The organism is Alkalicoccobacillus porphyridii, from assembly GCF_007293315.1.
Lineage (GTDB): Bacteria > Bacillota > Bacilli > Bacillales > Bacillaceae_D > Alkalicoccobacillus > Alkalicoccobacillus porphyridii.
Genome location: NZ_VLXZ01000019.1, coordinates 22,102 through 39,652 on the forward strand (window position 1 = coordinate 22,102; position 17,551 = coordinate 39,652).

The following is a 17,551-nucleotide window of genomic DNA, read 5'->3' on the forward strand; positions in this document are numbered from 1 at the left end:
ACTATGCCAGCGAACCATCGAACATGCCTTTTTATTAGGTCTGAAGTAAATCCCATCCCCCTAATAAAGTCGCGGATAAATAGATTGACTAACTGTCAATTTCAGCATTTTGATGGTATACTTTAGGAAAATATTTTCGCAGAAAGTGAGATTAGTATGAGACAAAGTACAGGCTGGCTGCTTATCATCCTACTCTGCACATCCTTTTTCCTACTTTTAACAAGAGTTGGTGCTGAAGTAAGTGATGTCGAGTCATTGTCAGAGGCTTTTGACCAAAATATAGAATTAGATGAGTTATTTCTGTCCTCTAATAGCTATATTCTCGACTCAGAGGGCCGGTTAATTTCTGAAGTATATAAAGATACAAACCGGATTTATAAAACATTTGACCAGATCCCTCAGCTATTTAAAGATGCCTTTGTTGCTACAGAGGATCGCCGTTTTTATGAGCATGAGGGCTATGATACAGCAGGTATTGCTAGGGCTTTTGTTGCAAATGCTCAAAGCAGTGAGCTAGAGCAGGGTGGAAGTACAATCACTCAGCAATTGGTCCGTAACATTTACCTAAGTCATGACCGCTCCTATCAACGTAAACTAAGTGAGATCCTCTATTCACGTGAGCTCGAAAAACGTTATACGAAAGATAATATTCTTGAGCTCTATTTAAATTCCATTTTTTTTGGTCACCAAGCTTACGGAGTTGAAGCGGCAAGTCAGTATTATTTTAGTAAATCCAGTGCAGACCTATCACTTGCTCAGGTTGCTTTTTTGACAGCTGTTCCTAATAATCCGAGCTTTTTTGATCCCGTTGAACACCAAGAACGGACCGAGGATCGTAAAGGTTGGGTTCTAAAAAAGATGCTTGAAGAGAATTACATTTCTGAGGATGAGTATATCGAAGCATCTGAGGAAGACATTCATTTAGCGATTCAAACACGTACTGATATGTTTCCTGATTATGTGACTTATATTAGAGATGAATTTAGAGACCTTGTTGCGGAGAAGGATGGGTTTAATGTCTCTTTAGAGAATGCAACAACACCTGAAGCAAAAGATGCCATCAAGGAAGAACTGGACACACACATCCAAAAGTTATTTGATGAAGGTATTGCCATACATACTGCTCTTAGGCCATTAATGCAAAAGCAGGCTGTGCAATCGGTCATATCGAATATACCAGATGAGTCCATTCAAGGCTCGCTTGCAGTCATTGATAATGAAACAAATCGCTTGATTGCAATAACAGGTGGAAAAGGATATGAGAAATTTAATTTTCACAGAGGATATCAGGACTTTAGGCAGCCCGGTTCTTCTATAAAACCGTTGCTTGCTTTTGCTCCTTATATTGAGGAGACCGGGGCCGGTCCATCCTCAATGGTCGATGCGAGCAATAAGTGCTATGACCGACCAGGGCAGGAAGAGTATTGCCCTCCTAACTACGACGGAAAAGAAGCCGGTAACATTACATTAAACAGTGCACTCGCCCATTCATATAACACAGCCGCAGTAAACCTGTTTAATCGCACAGGAATTGACACTGCATTTTCGTATCTTGAACCTTTTCATTTTAAAAAGGTGGGAGGCGCCAATGACAGAGTGCTTCCTTCTGCATTGGGTGGTTTGCATGAAGGTGTCTCACCTTTAGAATTAACTAGAGCCTATACAACGTTTGCGCATGACGGGGCCTACGCACCAGCTTATGGCATTACAGAAGTAAAGGATGGTGCCGGAAACGTGCTCTATGAGTGGGAAACATCTGAAACTCAAGTTTGGAGTAAAGCAACAAATGACAAGATGAGACAGCTATTAAACGGTGTTATTAAAAACGGAACCGGTCGCTCTGTAAAAGTCTCCGCCCCTTATGTTGGAGGCAAAACTGGAACCACTAACAACTACCACGAAATCTGGTTTGTTGGTCTAACCGATCAATACACAGCCGGAATTATGATCGGGCGAGATCAAACCCAAAGTGGACCAAAAAGCATTGAATCCTTTGCTAAATCCAATCCACACCAAAAAATATTTAATGAAATTATGAAATAAAAAAAGATCCCGCGGGATCTTTTTTTATTTCTTATGAGGATTACTGTCGTATCCTGCTGCAAAGATAGCAACAAGAAACACAACACATACTCCCAGTATCAAAGCTGTACCCATACGATTTGCCTCCTTGAATGAATCCAACTGTCCTTGCACCATTATACTGGATTAAAGGAGCGTTGAAAAGGCTTACCCTGGATAAGTTAACATCCTATAGCAACAGACTAATAAACTAGTACCTAAGAAAGTAGTACTTGCCTATTCCTGCCAGCATCTATACAATGAACTCTATACAGCTAGAACATTTATACGTTAAGAACAGGAGCTTACAGATGTCGAACCGTTATTTAACTGGTCACTTTCCATTAATCGCTATTATCTTATTTAGTCTATCTCTTTCTTTTTACGGTCAAGGATTTATGCTGACTCAACTCGAAAACCTTGGTGTATACGAGGGGATGCTGGAATTCTTTACGGAGAGCGGCATTAAGTTAGCCATACTATTTATATTCTTATTACTTTTCTTCATGGTCTTCTCTGCCCTCAAATTAATCGCTGACACCACCATTCAACTATCGATGCTGTTTTTCTCAAAAGATGAAGATGGATCCGAGCTAAACAAAGTCCGCGCAGGATCATGGATTTTCTTAGGTGCTAGCTTGCTCTCATTATTATTAATGCAAGAGATTTTCTTTATAGGTGTCTTATTTGTTGCAGCTTGTCTGGTATATTTTATGTTCTTTATTTATAAAATCTATGATTCTCTTTCCATCCTTGGCTTGATTGGATTTATATTTTTCCATGTAGTATTCTGGGGGGCTTTTGTCCTTGCAGTTGGCTACACCAGTCTTCGTCTTTACAATAGTTTTATTCAGAGCTTACCTTTTTAAAGGCATACTTACTAAAGAAACCCCTTATCACCTTTTCTAACGTGATAAGGGGTTCTTTTCTCTTGCTGTGAATGGGCTTGCTCTTGATTATAAGCTCTTTCTTCTTTGTATGACGAGCTTCTTTCTTGGTTACGGGCTTCCGGGCTTGGTGTGGAGCTCATTCCTCTTGCTATATCCTGCTTCTTTCTTGGTATCGGGCTTCCGGGCTTGGTATGGAACACATCCCTCTTGCTATATCCCGCTTCTTTCTTGGTACGCGCTCCACGTCTTGGTGTGGAGCTCATTCCTCTTGCTATATCCCGCTTCTTTCTTGGTACGTGCTCCACGTCTTGGTGTGGAGTTCATTCCTCTTGCTATATCCCGCTTCTTTCTTGGTATCGTGCTCCCCACCTTGGTGTGGAGCTCTTTCCTCTTGCTATATCCTGCTTCTTCCTTGATAACTTTCTTCCGCTCTTGGTTATGAGCTCTTTCTTCTTTGTATGACGAGCTTCTTTCTTGGTAACGGGCTTCCAGGCTTGGTTAGGTGCCCTTTCCTCTTGCTATATCCCGCTTCTTTCTTGGTACGCGCTCCACGTCTTGGTGTGGAGCTCATTCCTCTTGCTATATCCCGCTTCTTTCTTGGTACGTGCTCCACGTCTTGGTGTGGAGTTCATTCCTCTTGCTTTATCCTGCTTCTTTCTTAATAACGGGCTTCCGCTCTTGGTTATGAGCCCTTCCTTCTTGCTATGACCCGCTTCTTTCTTGGTATCGGGCTTCCGCTCTTGGTTTTGAGCCCATCCTTCTTTGTATGACGAGCTTCTTTCTTGGTATCGGGCTTCCGGGCTTGGTTATGAGTCCATTCCTCTTGCTATGCCCTGCTTCTTTCATGGTAAATCACACTTGCATGACATTCTATCTCAATCCGCATATATTCCTTTGAATCCCTGCTGTCGTATGGCTTCATATATGACTATGGCAGCTGTATTCGACAGGTTCAGGGAACGAACTTTATCGGTTTGAGGGATTCGAAGGCAGTTTTCTCGATACCTATCAATAATATCCTCTGGAAGACCTGTTGTTTCTTTTCCAAATACAAAGAAGATCTCCTCTTCGATATTGGAGTAATCAAAATCGGAGTATGACTTGGTTCCTACTGTTTCTATTAAATAAATCGAAGCTTGAGGAAAGCGACTCGTTAATTCATCAAATGAGTCGTAGTAGTTTATTTTAACATTTGGCCAATAATCACAGCCGGCTCGTTTTAGCATTCGATCTTCTGTAGAGAAGCCAAGTGGTCGAATGAGATGCAGGGATGTATTTGTGCCTGCACATGTTCTCGCAATATTTCCTGTATTAGCCGGTATTTCTGGTTGGTATAAGACTATATTTAAACCCATTTGGTACACCTCGTTTTGAATATAAAGTACAGAGCTTAGTATACCATGATCAAGGCAAAACAAAATGGTTCAAGTGACAACAACACGGAAAAATTTATACTTAATTTCCGGTGTCCATGCGGTTGAATCCTCATATGTCCAAAATCTCATTCTGCTGTTAACCGTTTGCGCATTAACTAAGGGTTCGTTGTTTTCATCCTTCGCTACTACAATGGTGGTGTGCTGCCACCTTCCGTCCCCTGTAAAGTCGTAGCAAATGATATCTCCTAGCTTTAGTTCTTGGGCCGTTGCTTTCTCCTCTCCCCTTAGCCCAGTAGTCGCTCCACTTAAGTACCATCTAAAGGAATGGGCAACCGTCCAGCTATAGCTCCATTCAGCGCCGTTGTACCACCATCCCTTTCCCTTTTGTCCAGTTCTTCTCATTGGCGCTCCCCCGGCATGCAGGCACTGAGAGATGAAATTGGTACAGTTATCTGTAAAGCTGTGATATGACTTATTCGTGTCATTCCACCAGCGCTCTGCATAACGTACGGCTTCTCTTCGGTTATATTTGTTTCTGTAAGTGGTATCTTCTACCTCAACCTGTATACGCTCAAGGTCACTAGGAATAGGCTCCTGATCTGATTGGTTAAGAATAATTTCAGCATCACTTTCAAGATGGCCATGTGAGAATTGAACTCTTCTCGTTTCCTGTCTTTCCTCTACATAAAACTGTTCGTTTTGCTTGTGTAGCCACTCATAATGAATGGTATATTCTACAATCGCCTGCCGATCAATCTTCTGTATACGGTTGATCGAACCTGATGCTTTTGAATGAACAATAGAAGATTCCTTATTCCCCTTTTTTTGACGTGTCGCTAAAACAAAGGACTGATTTCTACTTTCAGCTAGCTGATGAATTGCTTTAACAATTGACTGATCCATATGCCACCCCCACTTAAGCTTCTTATACAGGCTATTCAAAGTCTGCTTGACTCATTCACTTATAGACATGTATAATAATACGTATTAATTTATAAATATACATACAAGAGGTGAAATGATGGCTTATTCCATTCGTCTAGCTACTTCCACTGATGGCGCTAAGATGTGCGATTTAATGCATAGATCATTTTCCATTTATACTTCCCCTCCGTCCAGTGCACTACTTGAAACAGCATCTTCTATACAAGTAGATTTACTAGCGGGAGAGAAAGCCGTTTTACTATTTACAGACGAGCTCGAATTAGTAGGCATGGTTCGTTTTGTTGAAAAGAAATCATCCATTCACTTCCATAGATTTTGTGTGGAGCCATCTGTTCAAGGTAAGGGATTGGGCGGCAAGTTATTAAACTGGTTAGAAGGTTATGCCGAATTAAAAAAAATTACAGTGCTTAGGTGTAAAGTTCGAACCCATGCCGTTGATAATGTCCACTTTTATAAAAAAAACGGTTTCACAGAAGACCTAGATTGGTTACCAGAAAAAACGCATTCGACCGAGGTTCTACCCTTCTATAAAAGTGTACTAATCAAAGAGCAAAAAAAGACGCACATCCCGTCCTACTAAAAAGCGGAGTGTGCGTTTTATTAATTTACAACAAGTCGTTCGATCGATCCTTCATGTAAAAGCAGTTTTTCCTTTTTATCCAGTCCACCGCCATAACCAACCATTGAACCATTGCTTCCAATGACGCGGTGGCACGGAATGATGATCGGAATAGGGTTACGGTTGTTTGCCCCTCCAACTGCTCGAACGGCTTTTGGGGCGCCAATCATCTCAGCTATCTGCTTGTAAGAGCGCGTTTCCCCGTATTGAATATCAGTTAAAGCATTCCACACTCTCTTTTGAAAAAGCGTTCCCGTTAAATCAATGGGTACATCAAATGTTAATCTGTGCCCTAAGAAATATTCTTCAAGCTGCTTCTTCGCTTCTGATAGAGTCTCCGAGCACTGCTTCCACTCACCACTCATACCAAGCTTTAACAATCTTGCTCTTAAAGTTGAATGAACACTTTCAATCGATCCAAAATGCAGATGACATACTCCTTCTTCAGATGCCACAATGGTTAATGAACCAAGAGGGCTGTTCATTTCGTCCACAAAACAAGTGGAGCGATTATTCATCCCATACTCCTCCTCTCATCAAACTTTGATCTCTATTAGTTTACCTTAGGCGAGTAGGACAGGCTAGTTCCTTGTTACGTTTGTTTCCAAGAAATCCAGTCCTTTCTTAATCTCTTCCAGCACTTCTACATCTTTTTCATTGAATTTCGCCTGATTAAGTGCCTTTTCTTCATCCAAGGTCCGACCAATTTTTCCAATAGCCCAAGCGGCCGTTCCACGAATCACTGGGCGAGGATCTTCTGCAAGTAACTGTTTCAACACAGGCAGGGCAGATTCCTCTTTAAAATGCGCTAGTGCAATAATTGCATTGCGTTGAATCGGTTTCTTTCCACGCCACGATCCTGAAATATCACCAAAACGCTCCTTAAATTCACGGTTACTCATGGTTAATAAAGGCAACAGCTGCGGCTTGGCAATGTCGGGATCTGGTTCCATCTCTGGATGATTATGAACATCAATTCCTTTATTTTTTGGACACACCTGCTGGCAGGTATCACATCCATAAATTCGATTGCCGATCTTCTGACGATATTGTTCAGGGAGGAATCCTTTTGTTTGCGTCAAAAATGCCACACATTTTTGTGAATCAAGTTGACCTCCCTGAACCAATGCGCCGGTTGGACAGGCGTCTATACATTTTGTACAGCTACCACACTGCTCTGTAATGGGGGTATCCGGTTCAAATGGAAGAGTTGTCAGTAAGTCACCCAAATAAACATAGCTCCCGAATTCCGGTGTAATGATGGCACAATTTTTTGCGCTCCAGCCAATACCGGCGCGTTCTGCAACAGCTCGATCTGATAATGCCCCTGTATCTACCATTGACGTGCTTTTTGCTTCAGGTGCCTTTTTCATTAAAAACGTTTCAAGCTTCTGCAGGCGATCACGTAATATATGATGATAATCCTTACCCCATGAGGCGCGACAAAAAACACCCCGTCGATCACCTTTTTTACTTTTGGGTGGATTTTTCATTCTTGAAGGATAGGCTAACGCGATGGATATAATAGATCTAGCCTTAGGCAAACTAAGCTCAGGATTTACTCGTTTCTCAATATCTGGCTCTTCAAAGCCTGACTGGTAACCAAGTTCCTGCTGCATGACTAGGCGATCCTTCAACGTTAAAAATGAATCGGCAGAAGCGAACCCAATTTTGTCTATCCCGATTTCTTTACTGTATGCAATTAGCTCTTCTTTTAACTGGGCGTATGTCATGCCCAACTCACCTTTCTCTCGTGCTTTTTATATAAAGCATTTCAGTTAACGAACCTTTTGTATTCATGCTATGCTAACGATACTAAGGAGGTTGTCCATGTTAGATGCAACGATTGATTCATCATTACACACACTTAAACCTAATTTGTCCATTGGACTGATCTCATACTATCATATCTCGATTGGCACTTCACCTCAAATGATACAGGGGCGTTTCCGTTATTTTCAAGAGGTATTATCCTTTGAATTGCAAGAGAAGGAGTTTACAGATTATGAAGGCATCCAAGTATGGAGAGATACTTTTAAGCAGCTTGGCATCTCTGCCTCAAGATACCGACCTTCACATGAGGCAATCTATCGTCGTATAAAAAAAGGAGCTTTTCTAGATTCGGCAAACTCCGCTATTGATTTAAATAACCTCTTCTCAATAGAATATCAAATTCCAATCGGCCTTTATGATACTGCTCATATTGAAGGACCAATTCAATTCAAGATGGGTGAAGCATCCGAATCATACGAAGCATTAAACGGTCGCCATTTTTCTGCTGAGGGTAAGCTTGTTTCTGTTGATCAGCAAGATGCATTTGGTAGTCCAATTGTAGATTCTACGCGCACAGCAGTAAATGAACAGACCACTAACGCTGTTCAAATCCTTTATTTAAATCCAACTCAACAAGCGCAAGAATCTCAAAAGCTGCTGGAGCGTGCCTCCCAAATGTTCACCCAGGTCCACGGTGGTGAGGCTGAGGTGAAAATCATTCCTGACTTTTCTCAGAAGGTTTAATTCTTCTTTTTTATGGGAAACTAATTTATGATCATTCACATTAGGAGGCTGCACTATGACACAGGAAAGAATTTCACAAATCTTAAACAATCAGGTATCTAACTGGAGTGTGCTATTTACAAAGCTTCATAATTATCATTGGTACGTAAAAGGTCCACAGTTCTTTACTTTACATGAGAAGTTTGAGGAGCTTTATAATGAAGCATCTGGCTATATTGATGAGTTAGCTGAACGCCTATTAGCTCTTAAAGGAAGTCCAGTTGCAACGATGAAGGAGCATTTAGAGACCGCATCTATAAAAGAAGGGGAATACGGCTTAACTGCTGAAGCTATGGTAGAAGACCTTGTTCGCGATTTTTCTCTACTAACAGAAGAAATTAAAGAAGGGATGGAGGCCGCTGAGAGTCTTGGCGACCAAACGACAGCTGATATGCTGCTAGCCATTCACCAATCTCTTGAAAAGCATAATTGGATGCTTCGTTCATTTTTACGATAAAATGTTAAAACTCCGAGCAAGGAAGTCCTTGCTCGGAGTTTTTTGACATGGGTTCCTCCCCGCCGCTCCCGAAGATGGGAGCACGCTTACCGCGGGAAGGTATCGGCGCTAAGCGTGCTCTTCCATCTTATTTCAATTAACCTTTTTATATCGAGGTCACTGAAACAATCATTATAAGATTGCGATCGTTCTTCTATTGTTTAAATCAGAACGTTAGCGGAAGGAGAAACCGTAGACTCCTGCGGAACAGAACGTGTCTGAAGACATCGAAGTGGTGGTTTTCCGCTTCGAGGGCTGAGGCCGTTCCCGCGGAAAGCGTAGGGTTCTCCTGTAGCGGCGCCATTCAGCTCATTCTTACATAACTTTTTCATTGACTTCCTTTTCGGGAATCCATCCAATAAGCTTTTCCTAATTTATATAACCAATTCAGACAACACATATTGATACAACAAGTTCCCCGTATGCTGTAATGAGTCTCGGTGTGTACGTTCGTATGCGTGGGATGAATCGATTCCTGGTCCAACTAGGCCGTGGACGATGTCGTGTCCTGAGCGAATTGCCGCAGAAGCGTCAGATCCGTAATAAGGGTAGATGTCCAGCTTATAATCGATTCCACTCTTTTCTGCGAGGCTTACTAAATGCTTCCGTAATAAATAATGATAAGGTCCTGAAGCATCTTTTACGCAGATAGAAGCAGAGTATTCGTCTGTAGACTGCCCATCCCCCATAGCACCCATATCTACTGCTACATATTCAACCGTTTCAGGTGAGATGCTGGCATTTCCGCCATAGCCAATCTCTTCATTGTTTGAGATGAGAATGTGGGTAGTATAAGGAAGAGTGATCTCCTCTTGCTGTAATTGTTTGATTAATTGAAGAACCAAAGCCACACTCGCTTTATCATCCAGATGTCTAGACTTTATGTAGCCATTTGACGTGACTTCAACTCGTGGATCAAACGAAATAAAGTCCCCTACCTCAATACCTAGCTTACGAACCTCTTCTGCTGAGTGAACTCTTTCATCTAAACGGATCTCCATATTGGTCTGGTTTCGTTCCGCAGTTCCTGCATCTTTATAAACATGCACCGAGGTTTGGTGCATTAAAATGGTTCCTGTATATTTTTTCCCTGAGGAGGTTTCAATCTGACAGTACTCTCCTTCAATCGCGTTATAGCGGAACCCTCCAATTAGATCCATTTTAAGACGTCCGCTCGGCTTTATTTCCTTCACTATAGCCCCTAGTGTATCAACGTGGGCTGTTAGCATACGATGCTGTTTTTGATCCTTACCTGGAATGGTTGCAAGCAGTCCTCCTTTACGGTTAAGCTTATTCTCTACTCCTAACTCATTTAAATACTCCTGCACAAACTGAATCACTTCATATGTATTACCTGTTGGACTTGGAATCTCCACCAATTTTTTTATTAAATCAATCGTTTCAGTCACCCGATCTTCTGCCATGTTACCTTCCTCCATTCTCTTGTCTTACCATACGATACCTTTTTGATAGATAAGTTTCAACTACGACGATAAAGAAATAGCCCTGAGGTATAAGCCTCAGAGCCATTAAACTAAGTCAAGTATGCACAGTTATTTTGACAGCTTCACTGAAATATATTTTGTTTCAAGGAATTCCTCTATTCCGTGATGTCCGCCTTCTCGTCCGATGCCGCTTTCCTTCCATCCTCCAAATGGCGCCTGAGCGACAGATGGTCCACCATCATTTACTCCAACTATTCCGTATTCAAGCTTCTCTGCAAGTTGGATGGCACGGCTTAAGTTCTCAGTAAAGAGGTATGCAGCTAGTCCAAATGGTGTTGCATTTGCTCTTTCAATGGCCTCAGATTCTGTTTTGAAGGTGGAGACAGGTGCTAGAGGACCAAAGGTTTCCTCAATCATACACACCATATTATCCGTCACTCCGGCAATGATTGTTGGCTCCACAATTTGACCGTCTAATCTGTTTCCACCGTACACCACGCGGGCACCCTTTTCTTTTGCATCCTTCAAATGATTTAATACCTTGTCCACTGCATCATCATCAATAAGCGGCCCAATATCTGTATTCTCATCTAATCCTTTGCCAACAACTAAGGAAGAAACAGCTTCAGCAAATTTATCTAAAAATGCTTCTTCTACCTCTTCAGCGACAAGAATTCGGTTCGCGCAGACACATGTCTGACCACCATTTCTGAACTTTGAAGAAACCGCTTGTTCAACAGCAAGATCCAGGTCTGCATCCTTGGTAACGATTAATGGGGCATGTCCCCCAAGCTCCAACGACAGCTTTTTCATCGTTTCAGACGCGCCGCTCATCAGCTGCTTACCAATTTCAGTTGAACCAGTGAAGGTCAGCTTTCTGACGCGACTATCCTTTTGCCAGGCTTCTGAAATTTCGCTGGAGCTACCTGTTACAACATTAATTACTCCTTTAGGAATACCTGCTTCCTCTGCAAGCTCCACAAGTTTTAAAGCAGTTAATGGCGTTTGACTTGAAGGCTTTAATACCGTTGTACAACCCACTGCTAATGCAGGAGCCAGCTTACGTGTAATCATCGCTGCTGGGAAGTTCCACGGCGTAATAGCTGCCACAACGCCGACTGGCTGTTTAATGACAAAAAGTCGCTTATCCGCTGCAGATGGAGGGATCGTTTCACCATACACCCGTTTTCCTTCCTCTGCATACCACTTTATAAATGAATTTGCGTATCCAATCTCACCTGAAGCTTCCTTTAACGGCTTTCCTTGTTCCTCTGTCATTGTTTTGGCTAAGCTTTCTTGATCTCGTTCAATCAGTGCGTGCCAGGCTTCCAAAAGCTCCGATCGCTCATGAGCGGTTTTGGCTGACCACTCGGGAAAAGCTGCGTACGCCGCATCTACTGCAGCTTTTGCTTCGCGCTCTCCGCCTTTAGGCACCTGATCTACTGTATCTCCTGTAGCGGGATTGACAACATCAATGGCTTGTAAATCCTTACCGATCCATTCACCGTTCACGTAGAAGTTCATTGTTTTTTCCTCCTTGAGATCATCTCCTTTTACTGTTCCTGTTTTTATCCAAGTCTAAACAAATTAATAAAGCATGACACCTAATGGTCCATCGTCCAAGATGATTGGCTGTAGCTCATACACGGAAATTGGAAAGTACGTAAACCCATAGACATATGCCTGCAGTTCATAAAGATCAAAGTATAAGACTAATGATTTATCTGCAATGTACCATTTTTGAGTGGCAGTTATGCCTGTGAATGGATTCAAGAGATCAAGCTGTCTTTGTTTGATCTGCTCTTCAATTATTTTATTTAAAGTCTGCGTATAATAAACGCCTGGCTTAAACAAATCTCCTAGCTGATAGATCTCGCCCGTTGTGATATTCATCGTTAATGTTTCTTGAATCGTCATCCCATGGGCCCCACCGCTGAAATAATATAAGCGATTCATCAGGCTAAGGATATCCCTTTGATTATTCTTTAACTCGTACCCGCCTGTTAATGTGGTCTGACGTGGTGGATCTGCATAGCCCGACTCTTTAATCATGTCATGAACCTGGACATTTACCGCTTGATTTAGCTGGTGCTGAACTACTAAAGAAGAGAGTCCAGAAATCTCCGGATAAAAAATATCCAATCTTGGCGAGAGCATATGTCTAGTAATAATTGAAGCCGGAAGCATTGTAGTATTCATGCCTGCACATCCTTTTTGGCTTTTGGTAGATGTGTATGCATGTGATATGCAATTAATCCTTTGAAATAGGAGGCCACTGAAAAAGTCATCTAGTAATGAGCTTATGTACCGCTACAGGAGAACCCTACGCTTTCCGCGGGAACGGCCTCAGCCCTCGAAGCGGAAAACCACCACTTCAATGTCTTCAGACTCGTTCTGTTCCGCAGGAGTCTACGGGTTCTCCTTCCGCTAACGTTCTGACCTAAACAATTGAAGAAAGTAAGATCATTTATCAGTAACCTAAATGAAAAGGTTAATTGAGATAATTGGCAGAGCCAGATTAGCTCAGGACTCCCGCGGTAAGCGTGCCCGCAATTTCGGGAGCTTAGCCGAAGATACTAACTCCTTACCTTATCTATCCACTAGATTGTGAAACGTTAAAAACCCGCCAAAACTCAGCGGGTTTTTCTATCTTTATTATTCTGGTGAGGTGACGTATTGCTTACGTGCTTCTTTTGCTGCATTCACCATGACTCTTAAGGCTTCAACGGTTTCTTTTTCTTTTCTTGTTTTTAAGCCGCAGTCTGGGTTGATCCAGAATAGCTTAGGATCAAGGACAGATAGTGCGCGACTAATGTTACGGTCAATTTCCTCTTGAGCTGGCACACGCGGGCTGTGAATATCATATACCCCAAGGCCGATCCCTTTGTTATACGTAAAGTCTTCAAAGGCCGAAATTAATTCACCGTGGCTGCGTGACGTTTCAATTGAAATGACATCTGCATCTAACGCGTCAATTGATTCAATGATTGCTTCAAAGTCTGAATAGCACATATGCGTGTGAATTTGTGTTTGCGTCTGTACTGTATTAGTGGATAGACGGAACGCACCTACCGATTGATCTAAATACGCTTTTGTTTTGCTTGGTTTTAAAGGAAGACCTTCACGGATCGCAGGCTCATCTACCTGTATCACACCAATTTCTTCTCGCTCAAGCTCCTCTACCTCTTTACGCAATGCAAGGGCAATCTGATTTACGACCTGACCCTCTGGAATATCTGTACGTGGGAATGACCAGTTGAAAATAGTCACTGGACCTGTCAGCATTCCTTTTACCGGACGTTTTGTTTGGCGTTGTGCGTAAGCAGTTTCTTTTACTGTCATCGGCTTAACAAAAGCGACGTCTCCATAAATAATTGGTGGTTTCACGCAACGCGATCCGTATGATTGAACCCAACCAAACTTAGTGAATTGGAAGCCTGCTAGCTTCTCACCAAAAAATTCTACCATGTCGGTCCGTTCAAATTCACCGTGAACCAGCACATCCAAATCAAGCTCTTCTTGAATTTTAATCCACTTATCAATTTCATCTCGGATAAACTTCTCATAGTCCTCGGAATTAAGCTCGCCTTTTCTCCATTTCAAACGTTGTTGACGCACTTCCTTCGTTTGTGGGAAGCTGCCAATCGTTGTTGTTGGTAAAAGCGGCAGCTGATACTTCTCCTGCTGAATGCGAAGTCGTTCTGGTGCATCAATGGTACGTGTAGGAATCTCTTCACTAATCGTTGCAAGCACAGAACGAACCTCTTCATTATTACGACTAGACGATTCATTTAAAGCTTTAACCGCTGCAGAGCTTTTTTCGAGACTCTCTTCATCCTGCTCATCATTTGCTACCTTTGTTAAAGCAACAAGCTCCTGAAGCTTCTCATCTGCAAACGCAATGCCCTCTTTCAAAAGCTCTGGCAGCTCTGTTTCCAGTTCAACGGTTACAGGGACATGAAGCAAACTACACGACGGTTGAAGAATGAGCTGTCCTTCTCCAACAATGACAGAAAGCTGATCAACGATGTCCTTTACTTCTTTAAGGTCAGCACGCCAGATATTGCGTCCATCAATAATTCCTGCTGCAAGTACCTTACCAGTTGGAAACCCAAATTTCTTTACCTGTTCTAGCGACACCCCTTCATCATGAACAAAATCTAGTCCAAGTCCTTGAACAGGAAGATTCACTACAGCCTCATAATCATCAATGGCTTCAAAATAAGTTTGTAATAATATATTTAAGCTTGGAGCTGCGACATCAAGCTGCGCATACACTTCCTGTAACAAATCAAGATCTTCATTAGAAACCTGACCATTTAAGAATGGCTCCTCAATTTGTACCCAATCTGCATCTGCTTCCTCTAATTCTTTTAATAACGTCGCATATAAAGGAATAAACGAACGTACCAATTCCTGCTCGGATTGACCCGTTAGATTTTTTGATAGCTTCACAAAACTAACTGGTCCAATAATGACAGGCTTTGTTTTTGTACCTAGCTCTTCTTTTGCTTCGTTAAATAGCTCCAAGACACGATTATGTACAAGCGATGTTGGAGGTGTACTAATTTCAGGCACAATATAGTGATAATTTGTGTTATACCACTTTGTCATCTCAGCAGCCACTGCGGAATCAGTTCCACGCGCAATCGCAAAATAGGTGGTTACATCCACTTTTCCTCCGTTATAATCAAAGCGATCCGGCACAAGCCCAAATGAAACAGCCGTATCAAGCACCTGATCATAGAAGCTGAAATCACCTACAGGAACTAAATCAATGCCTGCTTCTGTTTGTTTTTTAATATTTGTCAGTCTAATGCTTTTTAGAGACTCCAATAAATCTTGTTCTGAAATGTTACCTGCCCAAAATTGTTCAAGGCTTTTCTTCCATTCTCTTTTTTCACCAATACGTGGATACCCAATGTTTGAACTTCTTACTTTTGGCATGTTCTCACTCCTCATCTTCATCTCTCAACTTAACAAACTCAAATTCCAAACCACCTTAGCAGATTCACTTAAAGGGAAATAAAAAATGCCCCCTTCAAAAAAAGAAAGAGGCATTGAATCATCTCAATAATCGTTCCCCTTATCTTTCAAAGTGTCTCCACCTTGCTGGATTTAGCACCTTTTCATTCTGAATGGTTGCTGAAGCTTCATCGGGCCAGTCCCTCCGCCTCTCAATATAAGAGCGTTACATTTTGTTATGTTGAATTGAGTCTACTTTAGCATGTGACAATCAGACTGTCAAAACAATTTTGAACATTTGCGTTTTTTCGTCAGAATTTGCAATCCTAAAGTCACCTATGTCAAAATCAAATAGTTCCATAAAAAAGTAAGAAAGGTGTGAATGTATGTCTGAGGAACAAGCAGTACAACCGACCTATCCAAGGCGAGCAAAAATTGGCCTGATTTTAGGTCCATCCTTATTTTTATTGGCTTATTTTCTGATCCCATCTAGCCAACTAGATCATGCACCAAGATTTGTTCTAGCTATCACTCTATTAATTGCTACATTCTGGGTGACAGAAGCTATTCCAATGGCCGTCACATCATTGATCCCACTTGTAGTCATTCCTTTAGTTGGAGCAACTGACATAGATACCATCGCCGCTTCTTATAGTAGCCCAACTATTTTTATGTATGGTGGAGGATTTGTCATTGCAATCGCGTTGCAGAAATGGAATTTACATAGACGCATTGCACTAAATATTATTGACATGATAGGAACTCAAAGTCAGCGGATTGTTTTAGGGATCATCATCTCTACTGCATTTCTATCACTCTTTGTATCAAATGCTGCAACCGCTTTAATGATGCTTCCAGTTGCCCTAGCTTTAATTTCCGAGGTCAAGGAAAAAGAAATCCTAACTGGAAAAAGCCTAACTCATTTTTCTAAGAGTATCCTACTTTCCGTCGCATATGCGGCAACCATTGGTGGACTTGCCACACTTGTCGCAGCTGTACCAAACGCTCTATTTGCAGAGATCGCCAGGACACAGCTAGATCGCACCGTCGCCTTCTACGAATGGCTACTATTTGCCGGACCAGTAGCATTAATCATGCTCGTATTCTTATATTTTTACTTAACAAAAATGAAATTTAAAGTAGACTCTACAAATCAAGACCAAACGATAGATTTTATAAAAAAAGATAAAAAGAATCTTGGCAAGATGTCGAGAGATGAAATCTGGGTGGCCATCGTGTTCGGAATAACCGTATTCCTTTGGGTATTTAAAACCCTGGTGTTCCCTGATCACATTGCTGATAATATGCACGACGGTGCCATCTCAGTATTTGGAGCAATCTCACTATTCTTCATACCTAGCACCAAAAAAGGGGAACGATTGCTTGAGTGGAGGGATTTAAAAGAGCTCCCTTGGAACGTCCTTATCTTATTTGGTGGAGGACTCGCTCTAGCATCAAGCTTTGGAGCATCCGGACTTAACGACTGGATCGGTGACACGCTTCAACTATTAGAAGCATTCACCCCATTTATCATCATTCTTTTATTAGTCGTGATTGTTCTCTCAATCACTGAAATTCTATCTAATACTGCTGTGGCAAACCTCGTTCTTCCACTATGCGTGGGGTTAGGAATTGCCGTTGGTTTGGATCCATTAATCCTCATGGCGGCAGCTGCCTTATCTGCGGGATCCTGTTATATGCTACCTGTAGCTACACCTCCCAACACGGCTGTGTTTAGCGCCGGAGTGTTAGATGTAGCGGACATGGCCAAAGCCGGTGTTTGGCTTAACATCTTCTCCGTAATAGTGATTACGTTGGCCGTCTATTTCTGGATGCCGATCGTGTTTGGATTGTAAAAAGAGCTGCAAGCTTTTTGCTAAAAGATTTGAGTTAAAGAGTAAGAGCATGCGGTTCTGTTTCCAAAAAGATTCGGACGATCTCGAAGTGCAATGGCTCTCTTACCAAGATCCATAAGCTTTTAGCAAGAAGTTCTGGCCCATCACCAAGAGCAATAGCTCTTTTACCAAGAGCCACATGCTCTTAGCAAGAAGTTCTGGCTCATCTCCAAGAGCAATGGCTCTTTTACCAAGACCCACACGCTCTTAGCAAGAAGTTCTGGCTCATCACCAAGAGCAATGGCTCTCTTACCAAGATCCACATGCTCTTAGCAAGAAGTTCTGACTCATTATCAAGAACAA

General features: G+C 42.0%; 14 protein-coding genes and 1 riboswitch. Of the genes, 6 read left to right on the forward strand and 8 right to left on the reverse strand.

What is annotated here, in order from left to right; translation table 11 throughout:
- Positions 1-156 precede the first annotated feature (156 nt).
- Both FN960_RS19545 and FN960_RS19550 read left to right on the forward strand, forming a co-directional pair.
- Positions 157-2,043 (forward strand): transglycosylase domain-containing protein, encoded by a 1,887-nt coding sequence (locus FN960_RS19545; protein ID WP_143850561.1) that lies wholly within the window; start codon positions 157-159, stop codon positions 2,041-2,043.
- A gap of 329 nt (positions 2,044-2,372) precedes the next feature.
- Entirely contained in the window at positions 2,373-2,930 is a 558-nt protein-coding gene (locus tag FN960_RS19550; protein WP_143850562.1) for a DUF5366 family protein, read from the forward strand.
- 896 nt (positions 2,931-3,826) lie between these two features.
- Here FN960_RS19550 and trmL read toward each other — a convergent pair.
- Both trmL and FN960_RS19560 read right to left on the reverse strand, forming a co-directional pair.
- Positions 3,827-4,306 carry a tRNA (uridine(34)/cytosine(34)/5-carboxymethylaminomethyluridine(34)-2'-O)-methyltransferase TrmL gene (gene trmL / locus FN960_RS19555; protein ID WP_143850563.1) on the reverse strand — a complete coding sequence of 160 codons (480 nt, stop codon included), beginning with the start codon at positions 4,304-4,306 and terminating at the stop codon, positions 3,827-3,829.
- 69 nt (positions 4,307-4,375) lie between these two features.
- Positions 4,376-5,230: an amidase domain-containing protein gene (locus FN960_RS19560; protein ID WP_143850564.1), complete on the reverse strand. Its 855-nt coding sequence runs from the start codon at positions 5,228-5,230 to the stop codon at positions 4,376-4,378.
- A 175-nt stretch (positions 5,231-5,405) separates the two neighbouring features.
- Here FN960_RS19560 and FN960_RS19565 point away from each other — a divergent pair, with 175 nt between their 5' ends.
- On the forward strand, positions 5,406-5,852 hold the full coding sequence (locus FN960_RS19565) for a GNAT family N-acetyltransferase (RefSeq protein ID WP_185971118.1): 447 nt from the start codon (positions 5,406-5,408) through the stop codon (positions 5,850-5,852).
- Positions 5,853-5,872: 20 nt separating this feature from the next.
- On the opposite strand, the gene FN960_RS19570 is transcribed toward FN960_RS19565, so the two are convergent.
- Both FN960_RS19570 and queG read right to left on the reverse strand, forming a co-directional pair.
- The gene (locus FN960_RS19570; RefSeq protein WP_143850566.1) at positions 5,873-6,409 is read right to left on the reverse strand and encodes a methylated-DNA--[protein]-cysteine S-methyltransferase; all 537 of its coding nucleotides are present in this window, start codon (positions 6,407-6,409) and stop codon (positions 5,873-5,875) included.
- A gap of 63 nt (positions 6,410-6,472) precedes the next feature.
- Complete coding sequence (gene queG / locus FN960_RS19575; RefSeq protein WP_143850567.1) at positions 6,473-7,624, reverse strand: tRNA epoxyqueuosine(34) reductase QueG; 1,152 nt, start codon at positions 7,622-7,624, stop codon at positions 6,473-6,475.
- A gap of 97 nt (positions 7,625-7,721) precedes the next feature.
- On the opposite strand from queG, the gene FN960_RS19580 reads away from it, so the two are divergent.
- Complete coding sequence (locus FN960_RS19580) at positions 7,722-8,408, forward strand: B3/B4 domain-containing protein (protein WP_143850568.1); 687 nt, start codon at positions 7,722-7,724, stop codon at positions 8,406-8,408.
- A 55-nt stretch (positions 8,409-8,463) separates the two neighbouring features.
- A complete protein-coding gene (locus FN960_RS19585) occupies positions 8,464-8,904 on the forward strand; it encodes a Dps family protein (protein ID WP_143850569.1) in 441 nt (146 codons plus the stop codon).
- 413 nt (positions 8,905-9,317) lie between these two features.
- On the opposite strand, the gene FN960_RS19590 is transcribed toward FN960_RS19585, so the two are convergent.
- From FN960_RS19590 to metE, 4 genes are all read right to left on the reverse strand, one after another.
- The gene (locus tag FN960_RS19590) at positions 9,318-10,367 is read right to left on the reverse strand and encodes a M42 family metallopeptidase (RefSeq protein ID WP_143850570.1); all 1,050 of its coding nucleotides are present in this window, start codon (positions 10,365-10,367) and stop codon (positions 9,318-9,320) included.
- A gap of 129 nt (positions 10,368-10,496) precedes the next feature.
- Positions 10,497-11,912: an NAD-dependent succinate-semialdehyde dehydrogenase gene (locus FN960_RS19595; RefSeq protein ID WP_143850571.1), complete on the reverse strand. Its 1,416-nt coding sequence runs from the start codon at positions 11,910-11,912 to the stop codon at positions 10,497-10,499.
- A 63-nt stretch (positions 11,913-11,975) separates the two neighbouring features.
- Positions 11,976-12,587, reverse strand: coding sequence for a DUF3298 and DUF4163 domain-containing protein (locus FN960_RS19600; protein ID WP_143850572.1), 612 nt, complete (start codon positions 12,585-12,587; stop codon positions 11,976-11,978).
- 456 nt (positions 12,588-13,043) lie between these two features.
- Positions 13,044-15,335 (reverse strand): 5-methyltetrahydropteroyltriglutamate--homocysteine S-methyltransferase, encoded by a 2,292-nt coding sequence (gene metE / locus FN960_RS19605; RefSeq protein ID WP_143850573.1) that lies wholly within the window; start codon positions 15,333-15,335, stop codon positions 13,044-13,046.
- A gap of 136 nt (positions 15,336-15,471) precedes the next feature.
- Positions 15,472-15,577: riboswitch (SAM riboswitch) on the reverse strand.
- A gap of 162 nt (positions 15,578-15,739) precedes the next feature.
- On the opposite strand from metE, the gene FN960_RS19610 reads away from it, so the two are divergent.
- Complete coding sequence (locus tag FN960_RS19610) at positions 15,740-17,209, forward strand: SLC13 family permease (RefSeq protein WP_143850574.1); 1,470 nt, start codon at positions 15,740-15,742, stop codon at positions 17,207-17,209.
- Positions 17,210-17,551: the final 342 nt, after the last annotated feature.

Bases quoted from the DNA above. Each gene is read 5' to 3' on its own strand.
- FN960_RS19545 (WP_143850561.1), top strand. From the start codon at position 157: ATGAGACAAAGTACAGGCTGGCTGCTTATCATCCTACTCTGCACATCC.
- FN960_RS19550 (WP_143850562.1), top strand. From the start codon at position 2,373: ATGTCGAACCGTTATTTAACTGGTCACTTTCCATTAATCGCTATTATC.
- trmL (WP_143850563.1), bottom strand. From the start codon at position 4,306: ATGGGTTTAAATATAGTCTTATACCAACCAGAAATACCGGCTAATACA.
- FN960_RS19560 (WP_143850564.1), bottom strand. From the start codon at position 5,230: ATGGATCAGTCAATTGTTAAAGCAATTCATCAGCTAGCTGAAAGTAGA.
- FN960_RS19565 (WP_185971118.1), top strand. From the start codon at position 5,406: ATGCATAGATCATTTTCCATTTATACTTCCCCTCCGTCCAGTGCACTA.
- FN960_RS19570 (WP_143850566.1), bottom strand. From the start codon at position 6,409: ATGAATAATCGCTCCACTTGTTTTGTGGACGAAATGAACAGCCCTCTT.
- queG (WP_143850567.1), bottom strand. From the start codon at position 7,624: ATGACATACGCCCAGTTAAAAGAAGAGCTAATTGCATACAGTAAAGAA.
- FN960_RS19580 (WP_143850568.1), top strand. From the start codon at position 7,722: ATGTTAGATGCAACGATTGATTCATCATTACACACACTTAAACCTAAT.
- FN960_RS19585 (WP_143850569.1), top strand. From the start codon at position 8,464: ATGACACAGGAAAGAATTTCACAAATCTTAAACAATCAGGTATCTAAC.
- FN960_RS19590 (WP_143850570.1), bottom strand. From the start codon at position 10,367: ATGGCAGAAGATCGGGTGACTGAAACGATTGATTTAATAAAAAAATTG.
- FN960_RS19595 (WP_143850571.1), bottom strand. From the start codon at position 11,912: ATGAACTTCTACGTGAACGGTGAATGGATCGGTAAGGATTTACAAGCC.
- FN960_RS19600 (WP_143850572.1), bottom strand. From the start codon at position 12,587: ATGAATACTACAATGCTTCCGGCTTCAATTATTACTAGACATATGCTC.
- metE (WP_143850573.1), bottom strand. From the start codon at position 15,335: ATGCCAAAAGTAAGAAGTTCAAACATTGGGTATCCACGTATTGGTGAA.
- FN960_RS19610 (WP_143850574.1), top strand. From the start codon at position 15,740: ATGTCTGAGGAACAAGCAGTACAACCGACCTATCCAAGGCGAGCAAAA.